At 25.8% G+C, this 14,971-nt stretch carries 11 protein-coding genes; 5 read left to right on the top strand and 6 right to left on the bottom strand.

The window, feature by feature from the left end:
- The first annotated feature begins 146 nt into the window (after positions 1–146).
- Complete coding sequence (locus tag F811_RS0102000) at positions 147–1,100, top strand: peptidylprolyl isomerase (RefSeq protein ID WP_020003624.1); 954 nt, start codon at positions 147–149, stop codon at positions 1,098–1,100.
- Between the two features lie 165 nt (positions 1,101–1,265).
- Here F811_RS0102000 and F811_RS0101995 read toward each other — a convergent pair whose 3' ends face one another.
- Positions 1,266–3,119 carry a tetratricopeptide repeat protein gene (locus tag F811_RS0101995; RefSeq protein WP_020003623.1) on the bottom strand — a complete coding sequence of 618 codons (1,854 nt, stop codon included), beginning with the start codon at positions 3,117–3,119 and terminating at the stop codon, positions 1,266–1,268.
- Positions 3,120–3,295: 176 nt separating this feature from the next.
- Between F811_RS0101995 and F811_RS0101990 the strand changes: the two genes are divergently transcribed.
- Entirely contained in the window at positions 3,296–4,309 is a 1,014-nt protein-coding gene (locus tag F811_RS0101990) for an alpha-hydroxy-acid oxidizing protein (RefSeq protein WP_020003622.1), read from the top strand.
- Between the two features lie 86 nt (positions 4,310–4,395).
- Here F811_RS0101990 and F811_RS0101985 read toward each other — a convergent pair whose 3' ends face one another.
- The 3 genes from F811_RS0101985 to F811_RS0101975 form a co-directional block, all read right to left on the bottom strand.
- The gene (locus tag F811_RS0101985; protein WP_020003621.1) at positions 4,396–5,037 is read right to left on the bottom strand and encodes an ankyrin repeat domain-containing protein; all 642 of its coding nucleotides are present in this window, start codon (positions 5,035–5,037) and stop codon (positions 4,396–4,398) included.
- Positions 5,038–5,390: 353 nt separating this feature from the next.
- Positions 5,391–5,888, bottom strand: a complete 498-nt coding sequence (locus F811_RS16830) for a hypothetical protein (protein ID WP_020003620.1) — start codon at positions 5,886–5,888, stop codon at positions 5,391–5,393.
- A gap of 12 nt (positions 5,889–5,900) precedes the next feature.
- Positions 5,901–6,521: a class I SAM-dependent methyltransferase gene (locus F811_RS0101975; RefSeq protein ID WP_020003619.1), complete on the bottom strand. Its 621-nt coding sequence runs from the start codon at positions 6,519–6,521 to the stop codon at positions 5,901–5,903.
- Between the two features lie 132 nt (positions 6,522–6,653).
- On the opposite strand from F811_RS0101975, the gene F811_RS0101970 reads away from it, so the two are divergent.
- Positions 6,654–7,220, top strand: a complete 567-nt coding sequence (locus tag F811_RS0101970; protein WP_026364317.1) for a phosphatase PAP2 family protein — start codon at positions 6,654–6,656, stop codon at positions 7,218–7,220.
- Between the two features lie 51 nt (positions 7,221–7,271).
- Here F811_RS0101970 and F811_RS0101965 read toward each other — a convergent pair whose 3' ends face one another.
- Positions 7,272–8,945, bottom strand: coding sequence for a vWA domain-containing protein (locus tag F811_RS0101965; protein ID WP_020003617.1), 1,674 nt, complete (start codon positions 8,943–8,945; stop codon positions 7,272–7,274).
- A gap of 787 nt (positions 8,946–9,732) precedes the next feature.
- Between F811_RS0101965 and F811_RS0101960 the strand changes: the two genes are divergently transcribed.
- Positions 9,733–12,213 carry a tetratricopeptide repeat protein gene (locus tag F811_RS0101960; protein WP_020003616.1) on the top strand — a complete coding sequence of 827 codons (2,481 nt, stop codon included), beginning with the start codon at positions 9,733–9,735 and terminating at the stop codon, positions 12,211–12,213.
- 443 nt (positions 12,214–12,656) lie between these two features.
- Positions 12,657–13,715 carry a tetratricopeptide repeat protein gene (locus F811_RS0101955; RefSeq protein ID WP_020003615.1) on the top strand — a complete coding sequence of 353 codons (1,059 nt, stop codon included), beginning with the start codon at positions 12,657–12,659 and terminating at the stop codon, positions 13,713–13,715.
- 317 nt (positions 13,716–14,032) lie between these two features.
- Here F811_RS0101955 and F811_RS16200 read toward each other — a convergent pair.
- Positions 14,033–14,971: restriction endonuclease subunit S (locus F811_RS16200; protein ID WP_020003614.1), on the bottom strand; the 939-nt coding region annotated here is incomplete at its 5' end.

Below are 14,971 nucleotides of genomic sequence, written 5' to 3'. Positions count from 1 at the left end.
AGCAATAATAAGAAAAATTATAATTTTTAAATATTAGAAAGCCAAATATAAAAATTGTGAGCGTATAGCAAATTCATTTGCTATACATTTTTAGCGAACAATTTTTATTAGCAATAATAAATAATAATTTTAAGGATTAAAATTTAATGAAAAAAACAATCATTTTTATACTGTCCATTATTTTTATACAAAGCAATTTATTATTTAATGATGTTGTAAACAGCATAGTAGGAATAGTAGGCTCTATGCCCATTACATATGAAGATTTTATCAGCAGAAAATCATTTTTAACATTGCAGGCTAGATCTATAGGGCAGAAAATAAATGATGATATGGTTTATAAAGACCTAGTTGAAGAGAGAATAATGTATTTAAAACTAAAAGAGTATAATTACGTAATAGAAGAAAATGATGTAAGCAGAAGACTTGAGAATATAGCCAAACAGTATAATATGACATTAGATCAATTTGCTAAGCAGTTAATGGCTGAGGGTATATCATATGAAGAATACAGAAACTCTATAAGAAAGCAAATAGCTATGGAAAACTTAAATGGTTTGGTAGTAAATAATACAGAAATTACAGATGAAGAGGCTGATGAGTTTTATAATAATACTAAAGATAAATCAGCATTTGAAGTAGATACTTTGGTGAAATTATCTTGGATATTTTTTAAAGCAGCAACTTTTACTGAAAAAGGTGAAAAACAGGAATTAGCAAAACAAGTAAGAGGAATGGCTGCTAGAGGACAGGATTTTGCTGAGCTTGCTAAAAAATACAGTGATGATAATGCCACAAAAAATAGCGGGGGAGATTTAGGTTATAATCTTCTTTATGATGCTGGTAAGAGATCTTTGCCTGCACAGATAAATGCTGGGCTTAATCTTGCTAAAAGAGGATATAAAGTAGGTACAGTAAGCAGTGTAAGAGAGCTTGTAGGAAAGGGTTTCTATATAGTAAAAATAGTTGGAATAGAGAAAGATATGGAAAGCATTAGAACAAGAGTAAAAAATTATCTTGGAGAAATGCAGATGAGAGATTCTTTTGTTAAATGGCTTGATGAAGAAACTAAAAGAGTATCTGTTCAGTTATACAAATAAAAAATATTAATTTTGATACATCTAATATCTATCATAATATACTGAAAATTTTTATGTTTATAAATGTTATAGTGCAGCTATAATTTAAAAATACTAAATTAAGAATTTATAAGTATTAATAAATTGAGTTTTTAAACAATTCTAATAAAAACATAAAAACTAATTTTATTTCAGTCCATATTCTTTTTTAAGACTTTTCATATTTTCAATTGCATATTCATTATTTGGCTCTAATTCTAAAGCCTTTTTATAATCTTCCAATGCTTCTTTATATAGTCCCGCATTTTTTTTAACCCAACCTCTATCATTATATAAATAAGCCATATTGGGTTTTAATTCTATAGCTTTATCATAATCTTTTATAGCTTCTTTATACTGTCCCAATTCATCTTTAGCACTTCCTCTGTTGCTGTAAGCATATACATAATTAGGGCTTAACTCTATAGCATTACTATAATCCTTTATAGCTTCTTTATACAGACCTAAACTACTTTTAGTAAGTCCTCTATTATTATAAGTATTGCTGTCATTAGGATTTAACTCTATAGATTTATCATAATCCTTTATAGCTTCTTTATATAATCCTAAATCATTTTTAGAAAGTCCTCTGTTATTGTATGCTTCACTGTAAGTTGGTCTTAATTCTATAGCCTTATCATAATATTTAATGGATTCTTTAAAAAGTACCAAATCATATTTAGCACTTCCTATATTATAATAGGCTTCTGGATTATCAGCACATAAATCTATAGATTCTTCATAATCTTTTATTGCTTCTTTATACATTCCTAAACCGCTTTTAGCAAGCCCTCTATTATTATATGCTTCACTGTAATTAGGATTCAAATATATAGCTTTATCATAATCTTTTATAGCTTCATTATATAAACCTAGCTCTCTTTTTGCATTTGCTCTGTTATAATAAGCGTCTGTATAATTAGAATCCAATTTTATAATTTTATCATAATCTTTTATAGCTTCTTCATATAATTCTAAATCATATTTAGCATTTCCTCTATTAATATAAGCATTTATATCTTTAGGTTTCCATTTTATAGCTTTATCATAATCTTTTATAGCTTCTTTAAATAAACCTAACTCTTTTTTGGAATTTGCCCTGTTATAATAGCCATCTGAATAATTTGGATTAATTTCTATAGCTTTGTCATAATCTTTGATAGCCTCTTTATAAAGTCCCAAATCATGTTTAGAATTGCCTCTATTACCATAAGCATAATAGTTATTAGGATCTAACTCTAAAATCTTATTAAAATCTTTTATAGCCTCATCAAAAAGACGTAAATAATTTTTTGAAACACCTCTATTATTGTATGCATCTATATTATTAGGATCTAACTCTATAACTTTAGAGTAATCTTCAATAGCTTCTTTGTGTAAATTAGCATTATTTTTAGCAAGCCCTCTATTATAATAAGCATCTTTATAATTTTTACTTAATTCTATAGCTTTATCATAATCTTTTATGGCTTTTTTAAAAAATCCTAAATTATTTCTAGCAAGTCCCCTATTATAATAAGCCAAAGCATAATAATCAATTAATTCTATAGCTTTATTATAATATTCTATAGCTTTCTGATATGAACCCGAATTGTTATCAACAACTCCATTAGTATTATAATTAAAATATTCATCTAAAATATCTAAATCATTGACATCTATTTTATCATTTTCATCATTAAACATAGTCTTATCATAATGAAAATACTCAATAAATCTGTTATAAGTATAAATTTCATCAGGCTCTTTTATATAAAATGTTTCAAGTATTCTATTTAATTCATCATTAAAAGTTTCCGCTTTTCTGTTAAAAGTATCAAAATCAGAATAATTTAATGCATCAATACCATTTAAAAAATTATTAGCATTAGCTAGAATTTTTTCTGCTTCTTTTTTAAAATCATCTTTTAAATCTTGAACTTCACTTTTCTCAAAGCCTTTTAATGATATTTTACATTTTTCGATATGTTTATTAAAAAGATAATTAGATATTCTTGTCATTCATAATTCCTATTTTTTATTTATTAATTTTCTACAATCTAATAGCATTATATTATAAAAATAATTTAATACTATAAAAAAATTGTTATTAATAAATTTGCTTGTTTTATTTTTTATATTTAGTATTATTACTATGAATTATTATCAGTTTAATTATTATTATCGGAGGAAATGTTATGACATATAAAGAAATTATAGAAACAGCAAAAGACTGTATGGGATTTTGTAAAGCATGCATTATATGTAATGGTAAGGTATGTAAAAACAGTATGCCAGGACCAGGTGCCAAAGGAATAGGAGATGTAGCTATTAGAAATTATGACAAATGGAGAGAGATAAGGCTCAACATGGATACAATATGTTCTAATGAAGATATTGATACATCTTTTGAACTATTTGGCAGAAAATTTAAATATCCTATATTTGCAGGTCCTGTAGGGGCTGTTCAGCTTCACTATGGCGATAAATATACAGAAGAAGAATATAATGATATATTAGTAAAATCATGTCATGAGGCGGGCATTGCTGCTTTTACTGGAGACGGAACTAATCCTAATGTAATGATTGCCGCTACTACTATGATAAAAAAACAAAACGGCATAGGAATACCTACTGTTAAGCCTTGGAATATGGATGTTATAAAAGAAAAAATGAAATTAGTGGCTGATTCAAATGCTTTTGCCGTTGCTATGGACGTTGATGCTGCAGGGCTTCCTTTCTTAAAAAATCTTACTCCAAAGGCTGGAAGCAAAACAGTTGATGAATTAAGACAAATAAAAGAGATTGCTCAAAGACCATTTATAATAAAAGGAATAATGACTGTAAAAGGAGCTAAAAAGGCTTTAGAGGCTGGAGCTGATGCTATAATAGTATCCAATCATGGAGGACGCGTACTTGATCAATGCCCTTCTACTGCTGAAGTTTTGCCTGAAATTGCTGATGCGGTTAAAGGAAAAATAAAAATATTAGTAGACGGCGGAATAAGAAGCGGTGCTGATATATTAAAGGCTCTTGCTATTGGGGCTGACGGAGTTGTTATTGCTAGAACTTTTGTAATAGCTGCATACGGCGGAGGTGAAGAAGGAGTTAAATCTTATGCTTCACAATTAGGTGCTGAACTTGAAGATGCTATGACTATGTGCGGTGTTCACAGCTTAAAAGAAATAACTAGAGAAATTGTAAGACTTTAATTTGTTTAATTTTTGTTAATTTGATTTTTTAAACTCAATATAAAAAGCTATCAAAAAACTATTTATATTGAGTTTATTTTTTTTAATCAATAGTTTTCAAGCATTTTTATGATATTAGAATTTCCAGCATATAAAGCATAATCTAATGCCGTAAAACCAGATATATCTTTTATAGCTGTATCAGCATTATGTTTTAATAATATATTTACTATTTCTTCATATCCTTTTTGAGAAGCTCTTATTAAAGCAGTACGTCCGTCATAACTTTTAACATTTATATCAGCATTATGTTCTAATAGAATATTAACTATTTCAGTGTATCCGTTTACAGCAGCTTCTATCAAAGCAGTACGGTCATTATCGCATTTTATATTGACATCGGCATTATAATTTAATAACATCTTAACTATTTCAGTATGTCCTTTTGATGAAGCAAGCATTAAAGCAGTGCGTCCATCATAATTTTGGATATTTACATCGGAATTATGCTGTAATAATATATTAACTATTTTTGTATGACCTTTTGATGAGGCTTCCATTAAAGCAGTATAACCGTATTCATCATCTTTCATATTAATATCTGTATTGCATTTCAATAATATATTTACTATTTTTTCATGTCCTTTTTCCGAAGAAATGATTAAAGCATATGATAGTATATCTTTATAAGAAAAACTGCTGCATAATATAAATAATAATGTTAATAACATTAATAGTATATTTTTCATAATATAAACTCTTTTTTATAAAAAACATTATACTCGTTTCAAAACTAAATTTTTTAATTTAATAGTTTTTTTATTATCATTTTTTTATTATCATTGGGGATTTGCCCTTACAAAGTACACAGCGTGACCAATCTGTGTACTAGGCAAAACTCCACTTCTTTTGCCGTCCGTTATGCGTATCGTAGCAAACGAAAGACGGCATGTTTATATACTAAAATAAAAAATTATACAATATGTAAAACATAATAAAAATTATATAATTTTATACTTAAATATTGTCATATAGTTTTGAAACAAGTCTATTTATTAAATTTAGTCTTTTAAAATAAAAATAATTCTATAATAAACTTCATTCATTTATAAAAGTTATTAAATAAATAAACAATTAAAGCAGATATTAGAGATATAAATGCACATATAATAATACCTATAAAAAAACCCCTTATATGATGCATGGGATTTTTATATTCTTTAATCATATCTTCAGTACCCTTTATTATAAAAATATTTGTATTACAAAAAATTACTATATCAAGAATAATCAAATCATATAAATTTACTGCAGAAGTTAAAGCAAATACATATATAAATACAGACTCAAAACTATTATATGATGATAAATATGCTATTATAGAAAATATAATTGGTATAAAAAACATAACTAATAATTTTAATATAATATGATTTTTTTTATAATTATTTATGCTTAGCGAATATAATTTTTCTGCTCTTTCTCTTATTTTAGGAGGATAAGACATTATAAGAGTTAATGGATTTTTTATTCCTTTAGCTAATATTAAAATACTAAATATTATACATATAAAAGATGATTGAAGCATAAATAATTTCATAAATACCTCATATTATTTTTTTCCTATAACAGAATATATAAAACCTTTTAATTGCTTTTTCTCTATTACTTCAAATCCGTTTTTAATCATTCTTTTTGATATGCCTTCCTTATTTTCAGTATGACAATCTCCGCTTCTCATTAAAGGAAATACAATATTATTATCTATCCAAGCAGCTATTCCTCCTACTCCAGTATCTGATAATATGTAAAGTCCTCCTTTCCTCAAAATACGGTACGCTTCTTTCATAGCTTCATCTGGATATGGATAATGATGAAAACTTTGTATGCATACTGCTATATCAAAACTATTATCATCAAATGGAAGTTTATCTGCAGTACCTAAAATAAATTTAGAATTTTTTATATTTTTAGATTTAGCAATTTTGATCATTTCCTCTGATAAATCTAGTCCATAAAATAATGCATTACTTTTATTTTGGAGTAAATTTATCAAATAACCAGTTCCGCAGCCTATATCCAGAATATTATTATAATCAATATCTTTTAAATATTCTGATACATAATTACAGCTTATTTTTCCAAATTTTGAATAGTATACTGTATCTCTTTCATCGTAAATACTTGCTTGTTTATTAAAATGTTCTCTAGATAATTTTTCATAATCTTTCATAAATAATATCCTTTATCAAACATTAATAAATGTTAGTGTATTCTAACATTTAAAAAATAAAAATCAATATATTACGATAAATAAAATTAACTGTTTTACTTCTAATCTATAAATAATAAGGTTAAAATAATGATAAATATAATAAATATTTTTGATAAAACTATAATAGAGTTTGCACATAATCTTCATGTAAATTATAAAATATTTGACTTTTTCTTTTCTTTGGTAACCAATCTAGGAGAAGGGCTTACCTTAATAATTCTATCTGCCGTATTAATTGTCATAAAAAAGACTAGGCTTTGCGGTATAAATATGGCTATTAGTTTATTTATTGCTGTAATTATAGGAGCTGTGATACTAAAACCTTTAATAGCAAGAGAGCGTCCGTTTACAGACCCTATTTATTATGAGTATTGGATAGAAGCAGGAAAACATTTAGAAACATCTTTTTCATGTCCTTCATCGCATACAACGGCTTCATTTGCTGCTCTTTTTCCTATATTTTTATATTTTAATAAAAAGTATAGTTTCATTGCTTTATTAATAGCTTTAATTATAGGTTTTTCAAGAGTTTATTTGATGGTTCATTATCCAAGCGATGTTGTATTTGGAGCGTTTATTGGAATAGCTGTTTCTTCTGCCATCTATATTATTTTAAATAAAACGAATATTAATAAATTAATAAAAAAATTCATATAAAAATAAGCCCTCATCTTAATGATAAGGGCTTATAATCATTCATTATTAACACTAAAAAGTAAAGTAATATAAATAATCATCTGAAGTATCTTCTTCCTCTTCTATCTCTGAAGTTAGTATAAACTCTATAGTTATTCCTTTTTCTTTTGCCGTTTCAGTATTTAATGCTAGATTTGCTCTTCCTATTACTTTTGCAGGAGCATCTGTTATAACTATCAATAATTTTTTTTCATTGATATAATCAAACTTTTCTAATGCCTCCTGTACAGCCTCATACATAGGTTCAGCTTTATCTCCTCCGCCTGCAGCATAAAAATAATTAACTTCTCTGTTTATAGTGTTAATATTGTCTGTGAAGTCTATTCTTTTTGTAAAATATGTATCTTTAACATCTCTGTAAAGTAAGAATCCTATTCTTGAACCTTTATTATTGTCAAATAAATCTCTCACTATTCCTCTTATATCTCTTTTTACAGCTTTTAAATACGGATGCATACTTTCAGTTGTATCAAGCACTATAACCAAATCAATACTGCCTTCATCTTTGTATCTGTCTATAACGCTTTTTATACTCTTAGTAAGTTCATCTGTATCGTCAGCATAGTTATTAGGAGTATTAAATGCTTTGCTTGCATTAATTAATGTCTCCATAGCCTCGCCGTCATAATAATGATTTTTTTTATCGCTATTATTTACTTGCTCTTTTTTTGGCTCTTCTTTTTCAATAATAGGTGCAGAAGAAAGTATTTTTATATTTCCATCATTATTTACAGGAGTATCTTTTTTTACTATTAACTCATTTGTGGACTGCTCTATAACTCTATTACTATTATCAACAGGTCTTATTTGTACAGGACCTTCTTTTCCTCCGCTAGGCATTTGATGAGGCAAAGTTTCTTTTTGTACATTTGTAGTTTCCAAACAATAGTCTATAGGATAAGTAAAACTTTCTCCTTTAGTATTGAACACATTAAAAGACAAATATCTGTCTTCTGGTAATTGCTTGAAATATGCTTTAATATAAAGTTTTTTTCCTAATTCTCTATTAAAAGTATCTTCTAATACTACAGCACTATTATCACTATTAACTGTGCTTCCAAAAGAAGTATTTATTAATTTGTAGGAATTATTAGTTTTTCCTTCTCTCACATAAAAAGCATATTTTCCATTATCACCGCCTGAATAATAGAGATAAAATGCATATAAATCTCCCTCTTTTTCTACATTTCTTAATGTAATAGTAGGTGAAGTCTGATGTTCGTCATTTATTCTTAATACTATTTCGCTATCCAATAATTTATTATTATTGGCATCATAAGATTCTAATATAATATTAATATTATCTCTCAAAGTAAATACAGAATTGGCGTTTCTGCTGTTTAAATAAAGTGTATCTGGAATAAATGCCTGAAATACTTCTCCAAGTGTATTGTGAAAATCTGTATTTCTTATATTAATTACAGCATTGCTGCTGCCTGTATTATTAATATAAAGATAAGAACTTTCCCCGTTTGGAAGTCTCAAGAGAAGCCTATATCCTGCTACGCTAGGTTTTTTCTTTATATAAATTTGATAGCCGTTTATCAGATGTGTTACATCAATATCGTTTTCTGTAACACGTACAGCATAAGTGTTTACTGTACTTTGACTATATAAATTTTCTAAAGTAGTAATGAATACTACCGATAAAATAACAAATAAATATTTATATCTTATGTTTCTCATAGTTGATACCCTCTATAAATGATTATCGGTTATGGATATCATAAACCTGCATTGTTATGTTAATTGCATTAAAATATTTTTACTTTAAGTTTACATAACATGTAGATTAATTGCAATATAAAAATTTTTTATGTAAAGTATTAATAAAACACAAATGCATATAAATTTATTAATAGCAATAATTATTAATAGTATTAAAATTTTTTATATAAATATATTTAAATCAATATACACCTAAAATTTTTAAGTTTGTAAAGATTGCTATTTTTTATAATTTTCATTTGGAAAAGCCTAATTACTAACATAGATACTAATAGGTATATAAATAAAAATAAGTATTAAACATGGTATCAATCACTATTATTTTTTCTTTTAAGTACATAGAGAAATACCAAATATAATTAAGAGGCTTTTAAAAAGTAAAATCTCAAGATTTTAAGAAAATATTTAAAAGCAGAATCAAAAATAATTTTAGATTATGCCAATAATTTTTTAAATGGTATTGATGCATTAAATTATTCTGAGATTTTTACAGCAAGGCGGAAACTTTTGATTATGAATTAAATATAATACTTGAAATATTTTAATATAAAATACATTGAAGAAATTTATACTTATAATAAGTTTATTGATATTTTTATTATGATAAGGCTATGTTTAATGATGAAATAGATGTTGATGATTTATATACTTAAGATAAATATTTAGATTATAACATTGAAAGAGTTGTTCAAGATAATTCAAGAGCATATTGTGAAGTTTATAGTGTTATAATAAAGCTATAGAATTGATTGATAATTATGCATTAGTTTATTATAATAGGGGAGTTGCTGTAAATAATTTAGGATTTTTTAAAAAAGCCATAAAAGATTACGATAAAGCTATAGAATTAAGTAAAAATTATAAAGATGCTTATTATAATAGAGGGGTTGCTAAAAATAATGCTAATTTACACAAGGAAGCTATAGAAGACTACTCTAAAGTTAACTGGAATAAAATTAGTTTTATAGGAAATTGTATTATGAATAATAGTATTGAAGAATTATTAAATAAAGCTAAAGAATCATTTGAAAATAAAGATTATGAAAAATCTATTGAATATATTGATAAAGTTATATTTTATAATGGTGATTCTTATGATCTTTATCATAACAGAGGATTAGCAAAATTAAATTTGCGTTTATATGAGGAAGCTATAAAAGATTTTGACAGAGCTATTGAGCTTGGAGATTATAATTCCTATTATGAAATGGGATTGGCTAAATTTTATATGGCTTTTTATAAAGAGGCAATAGAAGATTTTAATAAAGTTATAGAATTAGATAAAAATGATACATCAAGTTTGGCATATAACACTATTGGTTTATGTAAATACAATTTAAATGAATTTGATGAAGCTTTAAAATATTATGATAAAGCTATAGAAACAAATCCTAATCTCATTATCGCCTATCATAACATTGCTTTGTTAAAACATTCTATGGGTTTAGATGATGAGGCTTTGTCTTATTTAAATAAGGCTTTAGAAATAGAGCCTAATAATATTGAAACATATTTAAAAATTTATTTTATAAAATCTGATTTAGGATTACATAGTGAAGCCAATGAATATTTAAATAAAATTATAGAAATGTATCCTGATGACATTTATATTTATGACAGAATAGGAAATATAAAAATTGATGCAGGATATATGGAGGAAGCTTTAGAATATTTAAAAAAAGCATTGGAAATAAATCCTAACTTTATTGATGCATATTATGATATTGCTTTTGCTTTGCATAAATTAGATTTAAATAATGAGGCTTTGGAATATTTAGAAAAAGCACTTATAATTTATCCTAATAGTGCAGATACTTATTTTAAAATATTTTTAATTAAAAGGGCTTTAGGTGATTATGACGGAGCTTTATCCTGTTTAGAAAAAATACTTGAAATAGATAATACTGATGTTGCTATTTATAATGAAATTGCTTTGATAAAAATAGAATTAGAATTATATGAAGAAGCTTTATATTATTTGGATAAGGCTTTGTATATAGATAATAATAATGCTGAAATATATAACACTATTGGTTTGGTTTATCATTATAAAAGAAATTATGAAGAAGCTATTAAAAATTTCAATAAGGCTATAGAGTTAAATACTTCTATGTACATGGCATATTATAATATTGGTTTATCATATTATGAAATGCATGATTATGAGAAAGCTATTGAATACTATAATAAGGCATTGGAGATAAATCCTCAATATTCAGCCGCTTATATTAATTTGGGACTTATTGAGCATAATCTTGGAAATTATCAAGAAGCAATTAACTATTATAAAAGAGCATTAGAAATAAATCCTCATTACAGCTTATCTTATTATAATATTGCTCTTGCTGAAATGAGTTTAGAAGATTATGATAAGGCTTTGGAAGATTTTAATCGTGCTTTGGAATTGGGCTATGATGAAGCAGATATTTATACTAATATTGGGCTTATATATTCAAGAGAAGCTGTATATGATAAGGCTATAGAGTATTATAATAAAGTATTAGAAATAGATCCTAATAAACTTAGTGCCTATTATAATATTGCTTTTTGTTTATCTAATATGAACAGATATGAAGAGGCTTTACAAATATATGATAAAATAATCAAAGAGTATCCTGATAATTTTGATGTTTATTATGAAAGAGGATATACTAAATATAGAGCATTAAAGTACGAAGAAGCTATAAAAGATTTTGATATAGTGATAAATAAAAATCCTAATCATTTTAATGCCTATTATTGCAGAGGCTGTTCTAAAAAGTATTTAAAAAATTATGCTGAAGCTATTTCAGATTTAGACAAAGCTATAGAATGTAATCCTAATAATCCAAACTATTACAGTGAAAAAGCTTCTTGCTATGATTATTTACATCAATATAGAGAAAGTATAGAAAATTATAATAAAGCTATTGAGTTAAATAATAATGATTGGTTTTTGTATATTTTAAGGTCTAAGGTCAAATTCCTTTTATCAAAAGAAAGCAATTTAGAAAATAAAACAGATGAGAAGAAATCATTTTTTGGTAAAATTATATCAAAAATTAATCAATCACAAAAATGTTATAGTGATTTAGAAAAATCTGCATTAGATGATTTGGAGAAATCTTATGAGTTAGCTTTAGAAGATGAATTTAATCTTATGGTATTCAAAGATATTATAAAAGAGGAATTTACAGATATAGATTTAGCAGCTGAATTTTGTAAAGATAAAAATATTTCTTTATAAATTATAATATTAGCAGTTGTTTTATTTTTTGTTTTAATTTTGGAAAAATTGATAAACTTAAAAAGTTTTAGTATATACCTAAACAAATATATTTTGTAAATTTCTATATTTTTATAAATGTATTATCAACTTTGTTGCCGCACACGCTCTGCGTACTTCGTCAAAGTTGCTGCCTATGGCAACGCAATTGCTAGAACTTTATATTTTAAGAATATGTATCAAATATGGTGTAATACCATAATTTTAGGTTAAAAATGCAGTTGTTTTGGTTCTTTTATACCAATAAAAGAACTGGGGTATGGGGCAAAGCCCCATATATTAAAAAGAAACTATAGTTTTATTTTTGACAAAATATAGTTGTTTAGGTGTATACTATTATATAATTGTATCATATACAAAATTGTAACTTGTATATTAATAATAAATAGTTATAGGAGTAAAAAATGGCAACAATGACTAATTTTTTATTTATGCAACATGTAAAAGAATCTAAAAACAAATTAGAAAATTTCAAAACAGAATTAAATAAATGTGTAGATGAATTTAATGATTTTTTAAATAATATTGATGCAGAAAACTATTCTGATTTTGATGATTTTAACGACAAGGCAAAAACTTTTAATGAAGAATTAAATAAAATAATTTCAGATAAAACATATCTTATAGGCAGTTTCACAAATATAGCTGACAATCAGAAAAAAGTTGATACTGATAGTTTAAACAATCTTACTGATTATCATGATTATAATTCTAAAGGTATTCATAAAAGTGCTAATGGACAATATTTAGAAGCTATAAAATATTATGATGAAGCTATAAAGTTAAACCCTAATATGGCAGATGCTTATTATAATAAAGCTATTGCCAAAACTAAACTTGGACTTTTAAAAGAAGCTATAGAAGAATATGATAAGGCTATAGAGTTAAGAGCTGATTATGCAGATGCTTATTATAATAGGGGACTTCTTAAAAGTGATTTAGGACTTTTAGAAGAAGCTATAAAAGATTTTGACAAAGCTTTATCAATAGATCCTAATTTGTTTGATGCTTATAATAATAAAGGAGTATTAGAAAATGAGTTGGGACTTTTTAAAGAAGCAATAAAAGATTTTAATAAAGCTATAAAAATAGCAGATGACGATGCGGTTATTTACAACAATAGAGGTAATTCAAAATATAATTTAGAGCTTTATGAAGAATCTATTAAAGATTATGATAAAGCTATAAAATTAAATCCTCATTATGCTTTTGCATATAATAATAGGGGAAACGCCAAAGATAATTTAGGTCTTTATGAAGAGGCTATAAAAGATTTTGATAAGGCTATAGAATTAAAACCTGATTATGCAGATGCTTATAATAATAGAGGCTATTCTAAAGAAAATCTAGGTCTTTATGAAGAGGCTTTAAAAGATTATAAGAAGGCTTTAAAATTAGATCCTAGTAATGAATATGCTAAAGAAAATATTAAATATCTTAAAGAAGAATATGGCTTGAAATGAAGCTGTAATATAACTAAACAACTATATTTTGTCAAAATAAATTTATATTTTTTGCCATAGACCCCGCTTATTTTGTGACGCCTCAGCATCTTCCTGCACCGTATTGCTTTACCTTATCAATAGTAGTATGTAGGGGCTTATACAATTATTTTTTCTTCTCCTTGAAAGTTAGTAATTTATCCCTATAATATTCATATTGTTTTCTACGCATATCAATCGATTCGTTCCTGATACTCGCCGTATATGCATTCCGCACCGTATTGCTTTACCTTATCAATAGTACTATGTAGGTGCGGTTTATTAACTAGCTTATACAATTATTTTTTCTTCTCCTTGAATGTTAGTAATTTATCTCTATAATATTCGTATTGTTTTTTACGCATATCAATCTCCGCAGGCAGCCCTCTAGTAATGTCATTACATAAAGTGTCGAAACTGTCAAGTATTTTAACGATTTGCTCCTGCTCCTTTAATGGCGGTACTGGAATTTTTATTTTTTCAATAATTTCTCTTTTTTCTATGTTAGTAATAGCACCACCTGAACTAGTAACTATTAAGTTAGAAAAACATTCAAAATAATATTTTATGTATTTTACATTTACTTTTGATAAATCTAATCTAAGAATTAATAATGCTTGATTTATTACACCAATTGGATCTTGTGGCATTATAATAGAAATTTTACCTATTGTACCAGAACAACTTATAATTATATCATATGGTTTAACTGTAAACCTTTTTAACTTATTTGCCTTTTCATAATCTACAAAATATCTAAAAACTCTTTTGTTATATATAGCATGTTGTTGTTCATAAATAGGAACTCCATCTTTAACAAAAAAATCTTTTTTTAATGCCGAGCCAAATGGACCTCTTATATATCCTTTGGGTTGTAGTATTTCTCCTAAATATTTCCATTCAACATCATCACCAAAAGTCAATAACTTATCCCTATAATACTCATACTGTTTTTTTCTTAATATTAATTCTCTATTTAATAAATCTTGATATTCTGTAAATATGTCTAATATACGCACTATCTCTTTTTGTACTTCTATTGGCGGGAGCGGTATTATTATGTCAAGAACTTTGGACATATCAGGGTGTTTAATTCCTGCTCCTCTATAAAATGAAGATATTAAATCTAATTTATTTATTAATACATAATATAAAAACTTATTATCTAATTTATTTACATCTATTGAAGTTGCTATTCTATTGTCACTTGTTATAAATTTTCCTTTATAATATTGAAC

It is taken from the genome of Brachyspira innocens ATCC 29796 (assembly GCF_000384655.1).
Lineage (GTDB): Bacteria > Spirochaetota > Brachyspiria > Brachyspirales > Brachyspiraceae > Brachyspira > Brachyspira innocens.
This window is presented reverse-complemented; position numbering and strand designations above follow the sequence as displayed.

What these genes read in the sequence shown, in the direction of transcription:
- F811_RS0101965 (WP_020003617.1), bottom strand. Translation starts at nt 8,945, where the DNA reads ATGAGAAACATAAGATATAAATATTTATTTGTTATTTTATCGGTAGTA.
- F811_RS0101995 (WP_020003623.1), bottom strand. Translation starts at nt 3,119, where the DNA reads ATGACAAGAATATCTAATTATCTTTTTAATAAACATATCGAAAAATGT.
- F811_RS16830 (WP_020003620.1), bottom strand. Translation starts at nt 5,888, where the DNA reads ATGAAATTATTTATGCTTCAATCATCTTTTATATGTATAATATTTAGT.
- F811_RS0101990 (WP_020003622.1), top strand. Translation starts at nt 3,296, where the DNA reads ATGACATATAAAGAAATTATAGAAACAGCAAAAGACTGTATGGGATTT.
- F811_RS0101955 (WP_020003615.1), top strand. Translation starts at nt 12,657, where the DNA reads ATGGCAACAATGACTAATTTTTTATTTATGCAACATGTAAAAGAATCT.
- F811_RS0102000 (WP_020003624.1), top strand. Translation starts at nt 147, where the DNA reads ATGAAAAAAACAATCATTTTTATACTGTCCATTATTTTTATACAAAGC.
- F811_RS0101985 (WP_020003621.1), bottom strand. Translation starts at nt 5,037, where the DNA reads ATGAAAAATATACTATTAATGTTATTAACATTATTATTTATATTATGC.
- F811_RS0101975 (WP_020003619.1), bottom strand. Translation starts at nt 6,521, where the DNA reads ATGAAAGATTATGAAAAATTATCTAGAGAACATTTTAATAAACAAGCA.